Genomic DNA, 19,560 nt, shown 5'->3' with positions numbered 1-19,560 from the left:
CGGTATCAGACCGCCCTCATCAGCAGGGTCGCGGCGACGAGGACCGCCGCACCGCCGAACATCGAGACCGCGTAGGACCGCGCGAAGCCGTTCTGCAGCCTGCGCATCCGCCCGGACAGGCCGCCCATGGAGGCCGCCGTGCCGTTGACGACCCCGTCGACCAGGGTGTGGTCGACGTAGACCAGCGAGCGGGTGAGGTGCTCACCGCCGCGGACCAGGACCACGTGGTTGAAGTCGTCCTGGAGCAGGTCCCGCCGGGCGGCCCGGGTGAGCAGGGACCCGCGCGGGGCGACGGCCGGCACCGGACGGCGCCCGTACTGGGCCCAGGCGATGCCCACGCCGATGACCATCACGGCGACCGTGCAGAGCGTCACCGTCAGGGCGCTGACCGGCGGGTGGCCGTGGGCATGCCCGGTGACGGGCTCCAGCCAGTGCAGGAAGCGGTCGCCGATGCTGAAGAAGGCACCGCCCGCGACCGACCCGACGGCCAGCACGATCATGGGGATCGTCATGACCTTCGGGGACTCGTGCGGGTGCGGCGGCTCGTAGGCGCCGCGCGTCTCGGCGGCGGGCTCCACGCCCGGTGCCGCCGGGGACGGCGTCGGCGCGTCGCGCCAGCGCTCCTCGCCGAAGAACGTCATCAGCATCACGCGCGTCATGTAGTACGCGGTGATGGCCGCGCCCAGCAGGGCGCACGCGCCGAGGATCCAGCCCTCGGTGCCGCCCTTGGCGAACGCCGCCTCGATGATCTTGTCCTTGGAGAAGAAGCCGGACAGGCCCGGGAAGCCGATGATCGCCAGATAGCCGAGGCCGAAGGTGACGAACGTGACCGGCATGTACTTCCGCAGGCCGCCGTAGCGGCGCATGTCGACCTCGTCGTTCATGCCGTGCATCACCGAACCGGCGCCGAGGAACAGACCGGCCTTGAAGAAGCCGTGCGTGACCAGGTGCATGATCGCGAAGACGTAGCCGATGGGGCCGAGGCCGGCCGCCAGCACCATGTAGCCGATCTGCGACATGGTCGAGCCGGCCAGCGCCTTCTTGATGTCGTCCTTCGCGCAACCGACGATCGCACCGAACAGCAGCGTGACCGCGCCGACGATGGTGACGACCAGTTGCGCGTCCGGGGCGCCGTTGAAGACGGCCGCGGACCGGACGATCAGGTACACGCCCGCCGTCACCATGGTCGCGGCGTGGATCAGGGCCGAGACCGGGGTCGGGCCCTCCATCGCGTCACCGAGCCAGGACTGCAGCGGCACCTGGGCGGACTTGCCGCAGGCGGCGAGGAGCAGCATGAGGGCGATGGCGGTGAGCTTGCCCTCGCCCGCCTCGCCCGCGAGACCGGCCTCGCCGTGGCCGCCGAGCACCGGCCCGAAGGCGAAGGTGCCGAACCACAGGAACATCAGCATGATCGCGATCGACAGGCCCATGTCGCCGACGCGGTTGACCAGGAAGGCCTTCTTCGCGGCCGTGGCCGCGCTGGGCTTGTGCTGCCAGAAGCCGATCAGCAGGTAGGAGGCGAGACCGACGCCTTCCCAGCCGACGTACAGCAGCAGGTAGTTGTCGGCGAGGACGAGGATCAGCATCGCCGCGAGGAACAGGTTCAGATAACCGAAGAAGCGGCGGCGCCGCTCGTCGTGCTCCATGTACCCGATGGAGTACAGGTGGATCAGCGAGCCGACGCCGGTGATCAGCAGGACGAACGTCATCGACAGCTGGTCGAGCCGGAAGGCGACGTCGGCCTGGAAGCCCTCCACCGGGATCCAGCTGAACAGGTGCTGCGTGACGGTGCGTTCACCGGCGCCCTTGCCCAGCAGGTCGGTGAACAGCACCAGGCCGAGCACGAAGGAGGCGGCCGCGAGCAGCGTGCCGATCCAGTGGCCCACGGCGTCCAGCCGGCGTCCGCCGCACAGCAGGACCACCGCTCCGAGCAGGGGCGCCGCCACCAGCAGCGCAATCAGGTTCTCCACGATTCAGCAGCCCCTCACAGCTTCATCAGGCTGGCGTCGTCGACCGAGGCCGAGTGGCGGGAACGGAACAGGGACACGATGATCGCCAGCCCGACCACGACCTCCGCGGCGGCGACCACCATCGTGAAGAAGGCGATGACCTGGCCGTCGAGATTGCCGTGCATCCGGGAGAAGGCGACGAACGCGAGATTGCAGGCGTTGAGCATGAGCTCGACGCACATGAACACGACGATCGCGTTGCGCCGGATCAGCACACCGGTCGCGCCGATCGTGAACAGCAGCGCGGCCAGGTACAGATAGTTGACGGGGTTCACTTCGACGCCTCCTCGGCCCGCTTGAAGGTCGGCGGATCGATCGCCTTGCGCTCCAGGCGCTCCTCCGCGCGCTGCTCCATCGCCCGCAGGTCGTTGATCGCCTCCTGCGACACGTCACGGACCTGGCCGCGGTCCCGCAGCGTCTTGCTGACGCTGAGGTCCGACGGGGTGCCGTCGGGCAGCAGGCCCGCGATGTCCACGGCGTTGTGCCGGGCGTAGACACCGGGCGCCGGGAGCGGCGGCAGGTACCTGCCCTCGCGCACGCGCTGCTCGGCCAGTTCCCGCTGGGTCATGGCCCGCTCGGTGCGCTCCCGGTGGGTGAGGACCATGGCGCCGACGGCGGCCGTGATGAGCAGGGCACCGGTGATCTCGAAGGCGAAGACGTACTTGGTGAACAGGAGGGCCGCGAGGCCCTCCACGTTGCCGCCCGCGTTCGCCTCGCCGATGCCGCTGAACTCGCTGAGCGAGGCGTTCCCGATCCCGCCGATCAGCAGGATGCCGAAACCGAGACCGCACAGCAGGGCCAGCCAGCGCTGGCCCTTGATGGTCTCCTTCAGGGAGTCCGCCGCGGTGACGCCGACCAGCATCACCACGAACAGGAACAGCATCATGATCGCGCCGGTGTAGACGACGATCTGGACGACGCCCAGGAAGTAGGCGCCGTTGGCCAGGTAGAACACCGCCAGGATGATCATGGTCCCGGCGAGGCAGAGCGCGCTGTGCACGGCCCGCCGCATGAACACGGTGCACAGGGCGCCGATCACGGCGACCGTGCCCAGGACCCAGAACTGGAAGGCCTCTCCGCCGGAGGTGGAGTAGGCGGCGAGCCCGCTCATCGCCCGATCACCTCCTCCGACGCCGGTTCCTCCGCGCCGAAGGTCGAGGCGGCCTCCTGCACCACCTCGCCCTCGGAGTGGGCGGCCTGCTGCTCCGTACCGGGCGCGGCCTCGGTCACCAGGCCCCGGTAGTAGTCCTGCTCGTCGGTGCCCGGGTACATGGCGTGCGGGGAGTCGACCATCCCCTCCTCCAGACCGGCGAGCAGCTGCTCCTTGGTGTAGATGAGGTTGGCGCGGCTGGAGTCCGCCAGCTCGAACTCGTTGGTCATCGTCAGCGCCCGCGTGGGGCACGCCTCGATGCACAGGCCGCACAGGATGCAGCGGGCGTAGTTGATCTGGTAGACGCGGCCGTACCGCTCGCCCGGCGAGTAGCGCTCCTCCTCGGTGTTGTCCGCGCCCTCGACGTAGATCGCGTCGGCGGGACAGGCCCAGGCGCACAGCTCGCAGCCGATGCACTTCTCCAGGCCGTCCGGATGGCGGTTGAGCTGGTGCCGTCCGTGGAAGCGCGGAGCGGTGGTCTTCTGCTGCTCCGGGTACTGCTCGGTCAGCCGCTTCTTGAACATGGCCTTGAAGGTCACGCCGAAGCCGGCCACGGGGTTCAGGAAACCGGGCTTGGTCTCCTTGGGCTCCTCAGCCATCGGACGCCTCCTTTCCATCCGTAGTTCCGCCCAGAGATTCGTCACTCCGAGTATCGGGTCCGCCACTGACAATCAGTTCCCGCTCCCGGTGCGAACGGCGTCGCGGCACGGGCGGCAACTCCTGTCCCGGCAGCGGCGGCACGGGGAATCCGCCCGCCATGGGGTCGAAGGCGGGCGGGCCCTCGGGCCGCTCGGACTCCTTCGCCTTCGACCGGAACATGTCGGCGACGAAGGAGAGCAGCAGCAGGGCGAGGACGCCTCCGGCGATGTAGAGGGCGATGTCCGCGAAGTCGTAGTTCTCGTTCCGCAGCGCCCGCACGGTGGCGACGGCCATCAGCCACACCAGGGAGACCGGGATGAGGACCTTCCAGCCGAGCTTCATCAGCTGGTCGTAGCGGACCCGCGGGAGCGTGCCGCGCAGCCAGACGAACCCGAACAGCAGGGTCAGCAGCTTGCCGGTGAACCAGAGCATCGGCCACCAGCCGTGGTTCGCGCCCTCCCAGAAGGTGCTGACCGGCCACGGGGCCCGCCAGCCGCCCAGGAAGAAGGTCACGGCGACGGCCGAGACGGTCACCATGTTGATGTACTCGGCGAGCATGAACATCGCGAACTTGATGGACGAGTACTCGGTGTTGAAGCCGCCGACCAGGTCGCCCTCGGACTCCGGCATGTCGAAGGGGGCGCGGTTGGTCTCGCCGACCATCGTGACGATGTAGATGAGGAAGGAGACCGGCAGCAGCAGGATGTACCAGCGGTCGGTCTGCTGCTCGACGATCGTCGACGTCGACATCGACCCCGAGTAGAGGAACACGGAGGCGAACGCCGCGCCCATGGCGATCTCGTACGAGATCATCTGCGCGCAGGAGCGCAGGCCGCCCAGCAGCGGATACGTGGAACCGGAGCTCCAGCCCGCCAGGACCATGCCGTAGATGCCGACCGAGGCGACCGCGAGGATGTACAGCGCCGCGATCGGCAGGTCGGTGAGCTGCATCGTGGTGCGCTGGCCGAAGATCGAGATCTCGTTGCCGGCCGGCCCGAAGGGGATCACCGCGAACGCCATGAAGGCCGGGATCGCCGCCACGATCGGCGCGAGGACGTACACCACCTTGTCCGCGCGCTTGACGACGACGTCCTCCTTGAGCATCAGCTTCACGCCGTCGGCGAGCGACTGGAGCATGCCCCAGGGGCCGTGCCGGTTGGGGCCGATGCGCAGCTGCATCCAGGCGACGACCTTGCGCTCCATGACGATGGAGATCAGCACGGTCACCATCAGGAAGGCGAAGCAGAACACCGCCTTGACGACGATCAGCCACCAGGGATCGCGGCCGAACATCGAGAGGTCTTCAGCGGCGAGGTACGGGCTCATGCCTCCACCTCCTTGGGGGCCTCGCCGGCGAGCGTCGCCGGGCCGATACGGACGAGGGAGCCGGGCAGTGCCCCGGTGCCGGCGGCGACCCCGCCGTCGACGGAGTTCAGCGGCAGCCAGACCACCCGGTCGGGCATGTCGGTGACGGCCAGGGGCAGTTCGACCGACCCCGCGGTACCGGTCACCGACAGCGGGTCGCCGTCCTTGACGCCGACCTCGGCGGCCGTGGCCGCCGACAGCCGCGCGAGGGCGGCGTGCCGGGTACCGGCCAGCGCCTCGTCGCCGAGCTGCAGAAGGCCCTGGTCCAGCAGCAGCCGGTGTCCGGCGAGCACGGCCTCCCCCGCGGCCGGCCGGGGCAGGGCGCCCGCGGTCTCCAGCGGGTCGGTGGCGCGGGGGCCGTCCCAGGAGCCGAGCCGGTCGAGCTCCGCGCGGATCGTGCGCAGGTCCGGCAGGCCCAGATGGACGTCCATGGCGTCGGCCAGCATCTGCAGCACCCGCGCGTCGGTGGGCGCGAGCCGCCGGGTCATCTGGTCGGGCTTGAGCGCCGCCTCGAAGAGGCGGACCCTGCCTTCCCAGTTGAGGAAGGTCCCGGCCTTCTCCGCGACGGCGGCGACCGGCAGGACGACGTCGGCGAGCTCGGTGACCTCGCTCGGCCGCAGCTCCAGCGAGACCACGAACCCGGCCTCGGCGAGCGCGGCACGCGCGCGTGCCGGGTCGGGCAGGTCGGCGACCTCCACGCCCGCCACCAGCAGGGCCTGGAGCTCACCGCGCGCCGCCGCCTCGACGATCCGGCCGGTGTCGCGCCCGTAGCGGTGCGGCAGTTCGGCGACGCCCCAGAGGGCGGCGACCTCCTCACGCGCGCGCGGGTCGGTCGCCGGGCGGCCGCCCGGCAGGAGCGCCGGCAGCGCGCCCGCCTCGACCGCGCCCCGCTCCCCGGCCCGGCGCGGGATCCACACCAGCCGGGCCCCGGTCGCGGCGGCGAACCGGACGGCCGCGGTCAGTCCGCCCCGTACGGCCGCCAGCCGCTCGCCGACGACGATCACCGCGCCCTCGGCCCGCAGGGCCTCGGCGGCCCTGGCTCCGTCGCCCTCCAGGCCGACGCCGCCGGCCAGCGCGTCCAGCCACTCGGTCTCGGTTCCCGGAGCCGCCGGCAGCAGGGTGCCCCCGGCCTTCTCGAGTCCCCGCGTGGCGTGCGTGGCCAGGGCGAAGGTCTTCTGCCCGTGCCCGCGCCATGCCTTGCGCAGCCGCAGGAAGACGCCGGGCGCCTCCTCCTCGGACTCGAAGCCGACCAGCAGAACGGCCGGCGCCTTCTCCAGGGAGGTGTAGGTGACGCCCGTGCCGTCGAGGTCGCGGCCGCGGCCCGCGATCCGCGCGGCGAGGAAGTCGGCCTCCTCGGAGCTGTGCACCCGCGCGCGGAAGTCGATGTCGTTGGTGGCGAGCGCCACGCGTGCGAACTTGCTGTACGCGTAGGAGTCCTCGACGGTGAGCCGGCCGCCGGTCAGCACACCGGTGCGGCCGCGCGAGGCCAGCAGCCCCTGGGCCGCGATCTGCAGCGCGTCGGGCCAGGACGCGGGCTCCAGGTCACCCTCGGCGTTGCGCACGAGCGGCGTGTCGAGGCGGTCCCGCAGCTGCGCGTACCGGAACGCGAAGCGGCCCTTGTCGCAGATCCACTCCTCGTTGACCTCAGGGTCGTCGGCGGCGAGCCGCCGCATGACCTTGCCGCGCCGGTGGTCGGTGCGGGTGGCGCAGCCGCCGGAGCAGTGCTCGCACACCGACGGCGACGAGATCAGGTCGAAGGGGCGGGAGCGGAACCGGTAGGCGGCCGAGGTGAGCGCGCCGACCGGGCAGATCTGGATGGTGTTGCCGGAGAAGTACGACTCGAAGGGGTCGCCCTCGCCGGTGCCGATCTGCTGGAGCGCGCCCCGCTCGACCATCTCGATCATCGGGTCGCCCGCGATCTGGTTGGAGAACCGGGTGCAGCGGGCGCACAGGACGCACCGCTCGCGGTCGAGCAGCACCTGCGTGGAGATCGGGACGGGCTTCTCGTAGGTGCGCTTCTTGCCGTCGAAGCGGGACTCGGCGTTGCCGTGCGACATGGCCTGGTTCTGCAGCGGGCACTCGCCGCCCTTGTCGCAGACCGGGCAGTCCAGCGGGTGGTTGATGAGCAGGAGCTCCATCACACCCTTCTGGGCCTTCTCGGCGACCGGCGAGGTGAGGTGGGTCTTCACCACCATCCCGTCGGTGCAGGTGATGGTGCACGAGGCCATGGGCTTGCGCTGGCCCTCGACCTCGACGATGCACTGGCGGCAGGCGCCGGCCGGGTCGAGGAGCGGGTGGTCGCAGAACCGGGGGATCTCGATGCCGAGCTCCTCGGCGGCCCGGATGACCAGGGTGCCCTTGGGCACGCTGATCTCGGCGCCGTCGATGGTCAGCGTGACGAGGTCCTCGGGCGGGACCGCCGCCTCTCCCCCGCCGGGGGGAGCGCTGGTGGTCACAGTCATGCGTGCACCTCCGTACGGTCGGCCCAGGCCGTCGACTTGGCCGGGTCGAAGGGGCAGCCACGGCCCGTGATGTGCTGCTCGTACTCCTCGCGGAAGTACTTGAGCGACGAGAAGATCGGCGAGGCCGCGCCGTCGCCGAGGGCGCAGAAGGCCTTGCCGTTGATGTTGTCGGCGATGTCGTTCAGCTTGTCGAGGTCGGCCATCTGTCCCTTGCCGGCCTCGATGTCCCTCATCAGCTGGACGAGCCAGTACGTGCCCTCGCGGCAGGGCGTGCACTTGCCGCAGGACTCGTGGGCGTAGAACTCGGTCCAGCGGGTGACGGCGCGGACGACGCAGGTAGTCTCGTCGAAGCACTGCAGTGCCTTCGTGCCGAGCATGGAACCCGCGGCGCCCACACCCTCGTAGTCGAGGGGGACGTCGAGATGCTCGTCGGTGAACATCGGCGTGGAGGAGCCGCCCGGGGTCCAGAACTTCAGCCGGTGGCCCGGACGCATCCCGCCGCTCATCTCGAGCAGCTGGCGCAGCGTGACGCCGAGGGGCGCCTCGTACTGTCCGGGGCTGGCGACGTGGCCGCTGAGGGAGTAGAGCGTGAAGCCGGGCGACTTCTCGCTGCCCATCGAGCGGAACCAGTCCTTGCCCCGGTTCATGATGGCGGGAACCGACGCGATCGACTCGACGTTGTTCACGACAGTGGGACACGCGTACAGGCCCGCGACGGCGGGGAAGGGGGGACGGAGCCTCGGCTGGCCCCGGCGGCCTTCGAGCGAGTCGAGCAGTGCGGTCTCCTCACCGCAGATGTACGCGCCCGCGCCCGCGTGGACGGTGAGTTCGAGGTCGAGTCCGCTGCCCAGGACGTTCTCGCCGAGGAGGCCGGCCGCGTAGGCCTCGCGCACGGCCTCGTGCAGCCGCCGCAGCACGGGGACGACCTCACCGCGCAGGTAGATGAAGGCATGGGAGGACCTGATGGCGTAGCAGGCGATGACGATGCCCTCGATGAGGCTGTGCGGGTTCGCGAAGAGGAGCGGAATGTCCTTGCACGTTCCGGGTTCCGACTCGTCGGCGTTGACCACCAGGTAGTGGGGCTTGCCGTCCCCCTGGGGAATGAACTGCCACTTCATCCCCGTCGGGAAGCCGGCGCCGCCGCGCCCGCGCAGACCGGACTCCTTGACGTACGCGATGACGTCGTCCGGTGACATGGCGAGCGCCTTGCGGAGCCCCTCGTACCCCTCGTGCCTCTTGTAGACGTCCAGCGTCCAGGACCTGTCCTCGTCCCAGAAGGCCGACAGCACGGGTGCGAGCAGCTTCTCCGGGCTCATGTCCTTGAGTTCGGGTGCCAAGGTCATCACTCCCCCTCCTCGGCAACGGGACCCGAGGGGTGCTCGGGGTCGGAGGCCGATGTGTCCTGCGGCGCGTCGTGCGAGCTGAGGTGCTCGGTGGGCGACGGCTCGTGCGGCGGCGTGTCCCGGGGGGCCTCGCCGCGCGGGTGCACCACGCGCGCGGGTGCGGCCTCCCCCTTGGCCAGCTTCAGGCCGATCAGGGAGGCGGGTCCGGCACTCCCGGTGGCCTCGACGGCTCCCTCGCGCTCGTCGGGGAAGCCGGCCAGGATGCGGGCGGTCTCCTTGAAGGTGCACAGGGGCGCCCCGCGCGTGGGTGCGACCGGGCGGCCGGCGCGCAGGTCGTCGACCATGCGCTTGGCGCTCTCGGGGGTCTGGTTGTCGAAGAACTCCCAGTTCACCATCACCACGGGCGCGAAGTCGCAGGCCGCGTTGCACTCGATGTGCTCAAGGGTGACCTTGCCGTCGTCGGTGGTCCCGCCGTTGCCGACGCCCAGGTGCTCCTGGAGCTCCTCGAAGATCGCGTCGCCGCCCATGACGGCGCACAGGGTGTTGGTGCACACCCCGACCTGGTAGTCACCGCTCGGCCGGCGCCGGTACATGGTGTAGAAGGTGGCGACCGCGGTCACCTCGGCCGTGGTCAGGCCCAGCACGTCGGCGCAGAACTGCATCCCGGTGCGGGTGACGTGGCCCTCCTCCGACTGCACGAGGTGCAGCAGCGGCAGAAGGGCGGACCGGGAGTCCGGGTAGCGGGCGATGATCTCGCGCGCGTCGGTCTCCAGCCGGGCCCGGACGTCGTCCGGGTAGGGGGGTGCGGGCAGTTCGGGCATGCCCAGGCTGACGCCCCGCTCGGACCGCTCGGAAGAAGAGGTGGTCACCGGTCGACGCCTCCCATCACGGGGTCGATGGACGCGACGGCGACGATGACGTCGGCGACCTGGCCGCCCTCGCACATCGCCGCCATGGCCTGCAGGTTGGTGAAGGACGGGTCACGGAAGTGGACCCGGTAGGGGCGGGTGCCGCCGTCGGAGACGACATGCACCCCGAGCTCGCCCTTGGGCGACTCGACCGCCGCGTACGCCTGTCCCGGCGGCACGCGGAAGCCCTCGGTGACCAGCTTGAAGTGGTGGATCAGGGCTTCCATGGAGGTGCCCATGATCTGCTTGATGTGGTCGAGGGAGTTGCCCAGTCCGTCCGGTCCCAGGGCGAGCTGGGCGGGCCAGGCGATCTTCTTGTCGGCGACCATCACCGGTCCCGGCTGGAGCCGGTCCAGGCACTGCTCGACGATGTGCAGCGACTGGCGCATCTCCTCGAGCCGGATCAGGAAGCGGCCGTAGGAGTCGCAGGTGTCGGCGGTCGGGACCTCGAAGTCGTAGGTCTCGTACCCGCAGTACGGCTGCGCCTTGCGCAGGTCGTGCGGCAGGCCGGTGGAGCGCAGGACCGGACCCGTCGCGCCGAGGGCCATGCAGCCGGCCAGGTCCAGGTAGCCGACGTCCTGCATGCGGGCCTTGAAGATGGGGTTCCCGGTGGCGAGCTTGTCGTACTCCGGGAGGTTCTTCCTCATCTTCTTCACGAACTCGCGGATCTGGTCCACCGCGCCGGGCGGCAGGTCCTGCGCGAGTCCGCCGGGGCGGATGTACGCGTGGTTCATCCTGAGACCCGTGATGAGCTCGTAGATGTCGAGAATCAGTTCACGATCGCGGAATCCGTAGATCATGATCGTGGTGGCGCCGAGCTCCATGCCGCCGGTGGCGATGCACACCAGGTGGGAGGAGAGCCGGTTCAGCTCCATCAGGAGCACGCGGATGATCGAGGCGCGGTCGGGTACCTGGTCCTCGATGCCGAGGAGCTTCTCGACCGCGAGGCAGTACGCCGTCTCGTTGAAGAACGGCGTCAGGTAGTCCATGCGCGTCACGAACGTGGTGCCCTGGGTCCACGTCCGGTACTCGAGGTTCTTCTCGATGCCGGTGTGGAGGTAGCCGATGCCGCAGCGGGCCTCGGTGACCGTCTCGCCGTCGATCTCCAGGATCAGACGGAGCACACCGTGGGTGGACGGGTGCTGGGGACCCATGTTGACGACGATGCGCTCGTCGTCGGCCCGGGCCGCGCTCTCGACGACCTCGTCCCAGTCACCGCCGGTGACGGTGTAGACGGTGCCCTCGGTGGTCTCGCGAGGGGATGCGTGCGAAGTACTCACGAGTACGACCTCCGCTGGTCCGGAGCCGGGATCTGGGCGCCCTTGTACTCGACGGGGATGCCGCCGAGGGGGTAGTCCTTGCGCTGGGGAAAGCCCTGCCAGTCGTCCGGCATCATGATCCGCGTCAGGGCCGGGTGACCGTCGAAGACGATGCCGAAGAAGTCGTACGTCTCGCGCTCGTGCCAGTCGTTCGTCGGGTAGACCGGGAACAGCGACGGGATGTGCGGGTCGCTGTCGGGGGCGCTGACCTCGAGGCGGATCACCCGGTTGTGGGTGATCGAGCGCAGGTGGTAGACGGCGTGCAGCTCCCGCCCCTTGTCGTGCGGGTAGTGCACGCCGCTGACGCCGGTGCACAGCTCGAAGCGCAGGGCGGGGTCGTCGCGCAGGGTCTTCGCCACGCGGACCAGGTGCTCGCGTTCGATGTGGAAGGTGAGTTCGCCGCGGTCGACGACCGTCTTCTCGATGGCGTTGCCGGGGAGCAGGTCCTGCTCCTCCAGGGCGCCCTCCAGTTCGTCGGCGACCTCGTCGAACCAGCCGCCGTAGGGGCGGGTCGCCGGTCCGGGCAGCCGGACCGAGCGGACCAGGCCGCCGTAGCCGGACGTGTCGCCGCCGTTGTTCGCGCCGAACATGCCGCGCTGGACGCGGATCTCCTCGCCGCCCTGACCGCGCTGGCCCGGGAGGTTCTCCGCGGAGAGGTCCTTCTCGGGGTTGACCCCGTCGCCGTTCGCGTCGCTCATCGCAGCAGCCCCTTCATCTCGATCGTGGGCAGGGCCTTGAGCGCCGCCTCCTCCGCCTCGCGGGCCGCCTCCTCGGCGTTCACGCCGAGCTTGGAGCTCTGGATCTTCTGGTGGAGCTTGAGGATGGCGTCCAGCAGCATCTCGGGGCGGGGCGGACATCCGGGGAGGTAGATGTCGACCGGGACGACGTGGTCGACGCCCTGGACGATCGCGTAGTTGTTGAACATGCCGCCCGAGGAGGCGCAGACCCCCATGGAGATCACCCACTTGGGGTTCGGCATCTGGTCGTAGACCTGCCGCAGCACCGGCGCCATCTTCTGGCTGACCCGCCCGGCGACGATCATGAGGTCCGCCTGCCGCGGTGAGCCGCGGAAGACCTCCATGCCGAAGCGCGCCAGGTCGTAGCGGCCCGCACCGGTGGTCATCATCTCGATGGCACAGCAGGCGAGGCCGAACGTGGCCGGGAAGACGGACGACTTGCGCACCCAGCCCGCGGCCTGCTCGACGGTGGTCAGCAGGAATCCGCTCGGCAGCTTTTCTTCGAGTCCCATGACTAATGGCCCCTCAGTCCCATTCCAGGCCGCCGCGCCGCCATACGTACGCGTACGCGACGAAGACGGTGAGCACGAAGAGCAGCATCTCCACGAGCCCGAAAAGCCCCAGGGCGTCGAAGGTGACGGCCCAGGGGTAGAGGAAGACGATCTCGATATCGAAGATGATGAAGAGCATCGCCGTCAGGTAGTACTTGATGGGGAAGCGCCCGCCGCCGGCCGGCGTGGGGGTCGGTTCGATACCGCACTCATAGGCCTCGAGCTTGGCGCGGTTGTACCGCTTCGGACCGATCAGCGTGGCCATGACCACGGAGAAGATCGCAAAGCCTGCCCCGAGGGCTCCCAGTACGAGGATGGGCGCATAAGCGTTCACCGCTCCTCGCTCCTCTCAGTCGGCACTGACTGCTGGCGGTTGTGCATCGGGCCGATCCGGCCTCAACTGCCCCACGAACCACGCCCGCCCCGGCGAAGATCGAGAACATGTGAAGCAGGTCACAAGCCCAACCGCTCCGCATCCTATGCCCGTGGGTCTGTGATCTGCGACACGGGGTATTGCACAAGCTTTGTGATCTCCACCACCTGACGAACGATCATGAAGTCGGATGAGCGGTGATCTTCATACGTCAAGCGTCCGCGTGATCACCAAAGGTGACATTTTGACTGGTCAGCGCAGCTCAGAGGGCCCGTCTCCATATCAAGAGGCTTCTCGTGCATGCAAATTGGCGCTGGACCCGATCCCTTGATAGAAGCCGCGTTCACACCTCGGAGGGGATCCGCGGCGCGATGTGGACGTGTGCACGCGTTCACGAAGTCGGAGGGTCACGATCCGGTCACGTTCGGCCACCGCGACCCCCGCGGCCGGCGCCACCGGTCGATCACGACCCCGGAAGGCCGTCCGGACGCGGCGACGGGGGTAACCGTTCCGTGACCTCCGCCACATTCACAAGATCCGCAGGAGAGCAGGGATTGGCCAACAGGTTCAACCAGTGGTAAGCGGGGGGCAATTCGGGCGTAACGATGAAAGTGCGTGATCAAGGGCTGATCACGGGCGCCCGCAATGTCCGTTACGGCGTCAATAAAGAACGACACGCCCGGGATTCGGACCCCCGATTGAACAACTGTGGCGCAGCACACGTTCCTTGAAGATATGAAGGAGCCCCTGGTACCGGTAGTTCCCATGTCCCACACCGCTCACATACGCAGCCACCGGAAGCCCCGCCGCACCGCGTCGTCCACGATGGCGATGCGGGCCGGAGTTGCCGGTGGCGTCCTCAGCACCCTGGCAGTGGCCGGGGCGTCGGGTTCGGCGAACGCCGCCGAGCCGGTGACGCAGACCCTCGAACTGCCCACCCTGACGGCCGACCTGGCCGCCCAGGTCGCCCAGTCCGCGGACGCGACCCAGCAGGCCGCCGCGAACTACCAGCTGCGTGCCGAGCGTGACGCGGCCGCCGCGAAGGCCGCCAAGGAGGCCAAGGCGGACCTCGCCGAGGCCAAGAAGAAGGCCGAGGCGAAGAAGAAGGCCGCGGAGGAGGCCCGCAAGGCCGCCGCCGAGCGTGCCGCGCGCGACGCCGAGCGCCCCGCCCTCTCCACCGCCACCACGGCCGCGACCGCCACCACGACCGCCTCCGCGCCGGCCGGCGGCAGCGTCGCGACGGTCATCGCCTTCCTCAAGGCGCAGGTGGGCGACGCCTACGTCATGGGCGCCACGGGCCCCAACGCCTGGGACTGCTCGAGCCTGGTGCAGGCCGCGTTCAAGCAGGTCGGCGTGGACCTCCCGCGTGTCTCGCAGGACCAGTCGACCGTCGGCACGGACATCCCGCTGTCGCAGATCCAGGTCGGCGACATCCTGTACTGGGGCGGCAAGGGCTCCGCGTACCACACGGGTGTCTACATCGGTAACGGCCAGTACCTGGACGCCGCCAACCCGTCCAAGGGCGTCGTCATCCAGGACCTCTCCGGCTACCCGGCGTCGGGTGCCGTGCGCGTGCTCTGAGCCGCGCCCACACGGACTGAAGGGCCGCTGCCGCTCGGGGGCAGCGGCCCTCCGCCGTTCCCTCCCGCGCTCCCACCGCGTTCCCCGCGCACACCAGGGCAAGATCACCCGATTGCCCGAATCGTCCCGCCTCCGTGGCGGGTCGACGGTGCCGGCGCGCGCCGGTGGAGGGCCGTGCCGCGCCGTGACGGCCCCTCACGGCGCCCCGCGCGGACGGCGAAGGCCGGAGTCCGCCCTCCGGACTCCGGCCGTCCACAGCGCCGCTCACGGCGCCGGCGTCAGGCGGTGGCCCCGCCGGGGGCGTCAGGCCTTCGGCGCCACCTTGCTCAGACCGTTGATGATGCGGTCCATCGCGTCGCCGCCCGTCGGGTCCGTCAGGTTGGCGAGCAGCTTCAGGGTGAACCTCATCAGCATCGGGTGCGTGAGCCCGCGCTGGGCGGCGATCTGCATGACCTTCGGGTTGCCGATGAGCTTCACGAAGGCGCGGCCGAGCGTGTAGTAGCCGCCGTAGGTGTCCTTGAGCACCCGCGGGTAGCGCCGCAGCGCGATCTCCCGCTGAGCCGGCGTCGCCCGCGCGTGCGCCTGGACGATCACCTCGGCGGCGAGCTGCCCGGACTCCATGGCGTAGGCGATGCCCTCACCGTTGAACGGGTTGACCAGGCCGCCCGCGTCGCCGACGAGCAGCAGGCCGCGCGTGTAGTGCGGCTGGCGGTTGAAGGCCATGGGGAGCGCGGCACCGCGGATCGGGCCGGTCATGTTGTCCGGGGTGTAGCCCCAGTCCTCCGGCATCGAGGCGCACCAGGCCTTGAGGACCTCGCGCCAGTCCAGCTCCTTGAAGGACTCCGAGGTGTTGAGCACGCCGAGCCCGACGTTGCTCGTGCCGTCGCCCATGCCGAAGATCCAGCCGTAGCCGGGCAGCAGCCGGTCCTGCGGGCCGCGGCGGTCCCACAGCTCCAGCCAGGACTCCAGGTAGTCGTCGTCGTGGCGCGGCGAGGTGAAGTACGTGCGCACCGCGACGCCCATCGGCCGGTCCTCGCGCCGGTGCAGGCCCATCGCCAGGGACAGCCGGGTGGAGTTGCCGTCGGCGGCCACGACCAGCGGGGCGTGGAAGGTGACTTCCCGCTTCTCCTCACCGAGCTTGGCCTTCACGCCCGTGATGCGCCCGGTGCGGTCGTCGACGATCGGCGCGCCCACGTTGCAGCGCTCGTACAGCCGGGCGCCCGCCTTCTGGGCCTGCCGGGCGAGCTGCTCGTCGAAGTCGTCCCGCTTGCGGACCAGTCCGTAGTCGGGGAAGGAGGCGAGATCCGGCCAGTCCAGCTGGAGGCGGACCCCGCCGCCGATGATGCGCAGGCCCTTGTTGCGCAGCCAGCCGGCCTCCTCGGAGACGTCGATGCCCATCGACACCAGCTGCTTCACGGCGCGCGGGGTGAGGCCGTCGCCGCACACCTTCTCCCGTGGGAACTCGGTCTTCTCCAGCAGGAGCACGTCGAGTCCGGACCGGGCCAGGTGGTACGCGGTGGTGGAGCCGGCTGGCCCCGCGCCCACGACGATCACATCGGCGGTGTTGTCGGAGAGGGGCTCGGTCACGGCGGGATCTCCCCAAGGTTCGAAATCTGCGTGCCGACCGGCACTGGACACGTGCAGTCTATTCAGCGGCATTGATCACCCGGCTGAAGGGCTGCCCCGTGAACCGAGCTCTCCCCGCTGTACGGCTGCGTGTTCCCACCCATGAGGACGCCTTCACCTGGCACCGGATCTTCGCCGACCCGGACGTGATGGAGTTCCTGGGCGGCAGGGCGGCGGACCTGTCGGTCTACGAGGAGCTCACCGCCCGCCAGCGCCGGCACGACGCCCAGCTCGGCTTCTGCCTGTGGAGCATGCTCGACGAGTCCGGGCAGGTCATCGGCTTCACCGGCGCCCAGCCGTGGGAGCGCGACTGGGGGCCCACCGGCGAGATCGAGATCGGCTGGCGGCTCGCACGGGAACACTGGGGCAAGGGGTACGCCACCGCGGCGGCCCGGGAGGCCGTGGAACGGGTGCGCGCGGCGGGGACGAGCAGTGTGGTCGCGATGGTCGACGCCCGCAACGCCCGCTCCGCGGCGGTCACCCGGCGGCTGGGCATGCGGCTCGCCGAAACCTTCGTGAGACCCGTCTCGCAGCGCGAGGCCCACTGCTACCGCCTGGATCTCTGAGGGGCCCGCCCTCCCCCACCCGGCGGTGCTCAGCTCTCCTTGAAACCCCGGTGCAGCGCCACCACCCCGCCGGTCAGATTGCGCCACGCCACCCTCGACCAGCCGGCGTCCTTCAGCCGGTCGGCCAGTGCGGGCTGGTCGGGCCAGGCGCGGATCGACTCGGCGAGATAGACGTAGGCGTCCGGGTTGGACGACACCGACCGGGCGACCGGCGGCAGCGCGCGCATCAGGTACTCGGTGTAGACGGTGCGGAACGGCGCCCACGTCGGATGCGAGAACTCGCAGATGACGATCCGCCCGCCGGGCCGGGTCACCCGGTGCATCTCGCGCAGCGCCGCGTCCGTGTCCTGCACGTTGCGCAGCCCGAAGGAGATGGTGACGGCGTCGAAGACGTCGTCCCTGAAGGGCAGCCGGGTCGCGTCACCGGCGGTGTACGGCAGCCAGGCGCGGTCGCGCTTGCCGACCCGGAGCATGCCGAGGGAGAAGTCGCAGGGCACGACGTAGGCGCCGGTGCGGGCGAAGGGCATCGACGACGTGCCCGTGCCGGCCGCCAGGTCGAGCACCTTCTGCGCGGGCCGCGCGTCGACCGCCCTGGCGACCTCCTTGCGCCATCGCCGGTCCTGGCCGAGGGACAGCACGTCGTTGGTCAGGTCGTACCGTTCCGCGACGTCGTCGAACATCGAGGCGACTTCGTGCGGCTGCTTGTCCAGGGATGCGCGGGTCACCCGCCCATTCTTGCAGCCCGCCCGCACGGCCGGTGCGGCGGCGTCCCGAGCCCTCGCGCGGCGCGGCCCGTTTCCCGTGGGACTCCGGTCGGAAAGCCGCCCGCCTCGCCCTCCGCTGAGAATCTTCCGGAAAAGGGACGTACATCCCCGGGTGGGGCACCGCCCCGTGTGCGATATTCACCGTTCGCACAGCAGTCGTGAGACACGAGAAAGGGGAGCGAGCGCGATGCGCGGTTCACCGAGGTCCGTCGCCGGGCTCGTCCTTGCGCCGGTGCTGGCCCTCGTCGCGGGCTGTTCGACCGGGGACGCCACGACGGACGCGGCTCCGGCCCGCCCCACGGCCTCGGCCCCGGGGGCCACCGCCTACGCCCCCTACGTGAGCGCCACCACGGCCTCCCCCACCGACTCGGCCGGCTCCCCCACGACGTACAACCTGGCGTTCGTGATCTCCTCCGGCAGCGGCTGCACCCCCCGCTGGCACGGCACCCGGCCCGTCGACGACACCGCGGTGACATCCCGCATCGCGCGGCTCACCGGGTCCGGCGCCGATGTCCGCGTCTCCTTCGGCGGCGCCTCCGGCAAGGAGCTGGCGGCCACCTGTGACACCGCGGCCGAACTGGCCGAGGCGTACGGCACGGCGCTGGACGCGGCCGGCGCCACCCGCGCCGACTTCGACATCGAGGGCGACGAACTCGCCGACTCCGCCTCCGTGGCCCTGCGCTCGGAGGCCATCGCACTGCTGCAGGAGGAACGCACCGGCCTGGAGGTCTCGTTCACGCTCCCGGTCATGCCCTCGGGGCTCGACGAGGACGGCCTGGCCCTGCTGGAGTCGGCCAACGACCACGGCGTCCGGGTCGCCACCGTCAACCTCATGACCATGAACTACGGCGAGTCCTACGACGGCGACATGGGCGACTACGCCCTCACCGCGGCCCGTGCGGCGCACGCGCAACTCCGGGACGTCTTCGGGCTGTCCGGCGCCGCCGCCTGGCGGGGCATGGCGCTCACCTCGATGATCGGCGTCAACGACGTCGAGGGCGAGACGTTCACCCTGGAGGACGCCGCGCAGGTGCGGGCCTTCGCCGAGGAGAAGGGCGTCGCGTGGGTATCGATGTGGTCGGCGTCCCGGGACCGGCCGTGCGGCGGCGGTTCCTCCGCGAAGAAGGCGATGACCGGGTGCAGTGGGGTGTCCCAGGAGGACGGGGCGTTCGGTGAGGCGTTCTCGGGGTGAGCTCCGGGGAGCGCTCAGCGGCGCCTGTGGACCAGGCGCCCGGCGCACACGGTCGCCACGCAGGTGCCCGTGCCGTCGAAGACCGCCAGATCCGCGCGGCCTCCCGTGACGATCGCCGCCGGGCGTGAACTCGCCAGGACCGCCACGTCGTTGCGCCCGGCGGCGGCGCGGAGTTCCGCCGAGTCGGCGCACTCCGCGAGCACCGCCACCGCGCCCCGTTTCAGCACCGCGTGCACGCGTTCCCGCGGGCTCGGCGCGTCCGGGAGCGGGCCCTCGTGCACCCGCCCGGGGCCGAGCACGCCCGGCCAGCGCCGCACCCGTGCGCCCGGGAACTCCCGTTCCACCTCGGCCAGCGGCCCCACGGCGGCGATCCGGCCGCCGTCGACGGCGACGGCACCGTCCTGCAGCGGCTCGGCGTCCCAGGTGCACCGCACCTCGTCCGCGGCGTGAATCGTCAGCACGGGCCGGTCAGTTGGAGGCGAGGAGCTTCAGCTCCGGGTGGGCGGTGCCGCCCGCGATCGCCGTGGAGGAGATGTGGGAGACGACGCGGTCGTCGACGGGGTCGTCCGCCGGGTCGTCGTGCACGACGAGGTGCTCGTACGTCGTCGAGCGCTGCGCCGGGACCCGCCCCGCCTTGCGGATCAGGTCGATGATCTCCAGCCGGTTGGAGCGGTGCTTCGCGCCGGCGGAGGAGACGACGTTCTCCTCCAGCATGATCGAGCCGAGGTCGTCCGCGCCGTAGTGCAGGGAGAGCTGCCCGACCTCCTTGCCGGTGGTCAGCCAGGACCCCTGGATGTGCGCCACGTTGTCCAGGAACAGCCGGGCGATGGCGATCATCCGCAGGTACTCGAAGAGGGTGGCCTGCGTGCGGCCCTTCAGGTGGTTGTTCTCCGGCTGGTAGGTGTACGGGATGAACGCGCGGAACCCGCCCGTGCGGTCCTGCACGTCCCGGATCATCCGCAGGTGCTCGATCCG

At 70.4% G+C, this 19,560-nt stretch carries 19 protein-coding genes; 3 read left to right on the top strand and 16 right to left on the bottom strand.

The window, feature by feature from the left end; all coding sequences use genetic code 11:
- Positions 1 to 5: 5 nt before the first annotated feature.
- From nuoL to F1615_RS31520, 12 genes are read right to left on the bottom strand one after another with little or no spacing between them, the layout of a single operon-like run.
- Positions 6 to 1,970, bottom strand: a complete 1,965-nt coding sequence (nuoL, locus tag F1615_RS31575) for an NADH-quinone oxidoreductase subunit L (protein ID WP_149552467.1) — start codon at positions 1,968 to 1,970, stop codon at positions 6 to 8.
- A 14-nt stretch (positions 1,971 to 1,984) separates the two neighbouring features.
- Positions 1,985 to 2,284, bottom strand: a complete 300-nt coding sequence (gene nuoK, locus F1615_RS31570; protein WP_037929353.1) for an NADH-quinone oxidoreductase subunit NuoK — start codon at positions 2,282 to 2,284, stop codon at positions 1,985 to 1,987.
- The gene (locus F1615_RS31565; RefSeq protein ID WP_149552466.1) at positions 2,281 to 3,120 is read right to left on the bottom strand and encodes an NADH-quinone oxidoreductase subunit J; all 840 of its coding nucleotides are present in this window, start codon (positions 3,118 to 3,120) and stop codon (positions 2,281 to 2,283) included. Before F1615_RS31565 ends, nuoK begins: the two co-directional genes overlap by 4 nt.
- Positions 3,117 to 3,758 carry an NADH-quinone oxidoreductase subunit NuoI gene (nuoI, locus tag F1615_RS31560; protein WP_149552465.1) on the bottom strand — a complete coding sequence of 214 codons (642 nt, stop codon included), beginning with the start codon at positions 3,756 to 3,758 and terminating at the stop codon, positions 3,117 to 3,119. The genes F1615_RS31565 and nuoI overlap by 4 nt, the downstream gene beginning before the upstream one ends.
- Positions 3,751 to 5,124, bottom strand: a complete 1,374-nt coding sequence (gene nuoH / locus F1615_RS31555) for an NADH-quinone oxidoreductase subunit NuoH (RefSeq protein WP_149552464.1) — start codon at positions 5,122 to 5,124, stop codon at positions 3,751 to 3,753. Before nuoH ends, nuoI begins: the two co-directional genes overlap by 8 nt.
- Positions 5,121 to 7,625, bottom strand: a complete 2,505-nt coding sequence (locus tag F1615_RS31550; protein WP_149552463.1) for an NADH-quinone oxidoreductase subunit G — start codon at positions 7,623 to 7,625, stop codon at positions 5,121 to 5,123. The genes nuoH and F1615_RS31550 overlap by 4 nt, the downstream gene beginning before the upstream one ends.
- Positions 7,622 to 8,968, bottom strand: a complete 1,347-nt coding sequence (gene nuoF, locus F1615_RS31545) for an NADH-quinone oxidoreductase subunit NuoF (protein WP_149552462.1) — start codon at positions 8,966 to 8,968, stop codon at positions 7,622 to 7,624. Before nuoF ends, F1615_RS31550 begins: the two co-directional genes overlap by 4 nt.
- On the bottom strand, positions 8,968 to 9,837 hold the full coding sequence (nuoE, locus tag F1615_RS31540; protein WP_149552461.1) for an NADH-quinone oxidoreductase subunit NuoE: 870 nt from the start codon (positions 9,835 to 9,837) through the stop codon (positions 8,968 to 8,970). The genes nuoF and nuoE overlap by 1 nt, the downstream gene beginning before the upstream one ends.
- Positions 9,834 to 11,156 (bottom strand): NADH-quinone oxidoreductase subunit D, encoded by a 1,323-nt coding sequence (locus F1615_RS31535; protein ID WP_149552460.1) that lies wholly within the window; start codon positions 11,154 to 11,156, stop codon positions 9,834 to 9,836. Before F1615_RS31535 ends, nuoE begins: the two co-directional genes overlap by 4 nt.
- Complete coding sequence (locus tag F1615_RS31530) at positions 11,153 to 11,893, bottom strand: NADH-quinone oxidoreductase subunit C (protein WP_149552459.1); 741 nt, start codon at positions 11,891 to 11,893, stop codon at positions 11,153 to 11,155. Before F1615_RS31530 ends, F1615_RS31535 begins: the two co-directional genes overlap by 4 nt.
- Entirely contained in the window at positions 11,890 to 12,444 is a 555-nt protein-coding gene (locus tag F1615_RS31525; protein WP_030565381.1) for a NuoB/complex I 20 kDa subunit family protein, read from the bottom strand. The genes F1615_RS31530 and F1615_RS31525 overlap by 4 nt, the downstream gene beginning before the upstream one ends.
- Positions 12,445 to 12,457: 13 nt before the next feature.
- Positions 12,458 to 12,817, bottom strand: coding sequence for an NADH-quinone oxidoreductase subunit A (locus F1615_RS31520; protein ID WP_007490928.1), 360 nt, complete (start codon positions 12,815 to 12,817; stop codon positions 12,458 to 12,460).
- A 774-nt stretch (positions 12,818 to 13,591) separates the two neighbouring features.
- Between F1615_RS31520 and F1615_RS31515 the strand changes: the two genes are divergently transcribed.
- Positions 13,592 to 14,437, top strand: coding sequence for a C40 family peptidase (locus F1615_RS31515; RefSeq protein WP_149552458.1), 846 nt, complete (start codon positions 13,592 to 13,594; stop codon positions 14,435 to 14,437).
- A gap of 303 nt (positions 14,438 to 14,740) precedes the next feature.
- Here F1615_RS31515 and F1615_RS31510 read toward each other — a convergent pair whose 3' ends face one another.
- Positions 14,741 to 16,024, bottom strand: coding sequence for a geranylgeranyl reductase family protein (locus tag F1615_RS31510; protein WP_149552457.1), 1,284 nt, complete (start codon positions 16,022 to 16,024; stop codon positions 14,741 to 14,743).
- Between the two features lie 98 nt (positions 16,025 to 16,122).
- Here F1615_RS31510 and F1615_RS31505 point away from each other — a divergent pair, with 98 nt between their 5' ends.
- The gene (locus F1615_RS31505) at positions 16,123 to 16,629 is read left to right on the top strand and encodes a GNAT family N-acetyltransferase (RefSeq protein WP_149552456.1); all 507 of its coding nucleotides are present in this window, start codon (positions 16,123 to 16,125) and stop codon (positions 16,627 to 16,629) included.
- A gap of 29 nt (positions 16,630 to 16,658) precedes the next feature.
- Here the strand turns inward: F1615_RS31505 and F1615_RS31500 are convergent, their stop codons facing one another.
- A complete protein-coding gene (locus F1615_RS31500) occupies positions 16,659 to 17,354 on the bottom strand; it encodes a demethylmenaquinone methyltransferase (protein ID WP_149552455.1) in 696 nt (231 codons plus the stop codon).
- Positions 17,355 to 17,580: 226 nt separating this feature from the next.
- Here F1615_RS31500 and F1615_RS31495 point away from each other — a divergent pair, with 226 nt between their 5' ends.
- Positions 17,581 to 18,585 (top strand): chitinase, encoded by a 1,005-nt coding sequence (locus tag F1615_RS31495; protein ID WP_149552454.1) that lies wholly within the window; start codon positions 17,581 to 17,583, stop codon positions 18,583 to 18,585.
- 14 nt (positions 18,586 to 18,599) lie between these two features.
- Here F1615_RS31495 and F1615_RS31490 read toward each other — a convergent pair whose 3' ends face one another.
- Complete coding sequence (locus F1615_RS31490; protein WP_149552453.1) at positions 18,600 to 19,046, bottom strand: imidazolonepropionase-like domain-containing protein; 447 nt, start codon at positions 19,044 to 19,046, stop codon at positions 18,600 to 18,602.
- 7 nt (positions 19,047 to 19,053) lie between these two features.
- Positions 19,054 to 19,560: radical SAM protein (locus tag F1615_RS31485; protein ID WP_425385671.1), on the bottom strand; the 507-nt coding region annotated here is incomplete at its 5' end.

The organism is Streptomyces marokkonensis (assembly GCF_008312835.1).
GTDB classification, from domain to species: domain Bacteria; phylum Actinomycetota; class Actinomycetes; order Streptomycetales; family Streptomycetaceae; genus Streptomyces; species Streptomyces marokkonensis_A.
Note: the sequence above shows the minus strand (reverse complement) of the source record. Positions and strands in the feature narration are given on the sequence as shown.

Coding starts and splice junctions, on each gene's coding strand:
- F1615_RS31565 (WP_149552466.1), bottom strand. CDS start 3,120: ATGAGCGGGCTCGCCGCCTACTCCACCTCCGGCGGAGAGGCCTTCCAG.
- nuoI (WP_149552465.1), bottom strand. CDS start 3,758: ATGGCTGAGGAGCCCAAGGAGACCAAGCCCGGTTTCCTGAACCCCGTG.
- nuoH (WP_149552464.1), bottom strand. CDS start 5,124: ATGAGCCCGTACCTCGCCGCTGAAGACCTCTCGATGTTCGGCCGCGAT.
- F1615_RS31550 (WP_149552463.1), bottom strand. CDS start 7,625: ATGACTGTGACCACCAGCGCTCCCCCCGGCGGGGGAGAGGCGGCGGTC.
- nuoF (WP_149552462.1), bottom strand. CDS start 8,968: ATGACCTTGGCACCCGAACTCAAGGACATGAGCCCGGAGAAGCTGCTC.
- F1615_RS31530 (WP_149552459.1), bottom strand. CDS start 11,893: ATGAGCGACGCGAACGGCGACGGGGTCAACCCCGAGAAGGACCTCTCC.
- F1615_RS31525 (WP_030565381.1), bottom strand. CDS start 12,444: ATGGGACTCGAAGAAAAGCTGCCGAGCGGATTCCTGCTGACCACCGTC.
- F1615_RS31515 (WP_149552458.1), top strand. CDS start 13,592: ATGAAGGAGCCCCTGGTACCGGTAGTTCCCATGTCCCACACCGCTCAC.
- F1615_RS31495 (WP_149552454.1), top strand. CDS start 17,581: ATGCGCGGTTCACCGAGGTCCGTCGCCGGGCTCGTCCTTGCGCCGGTG.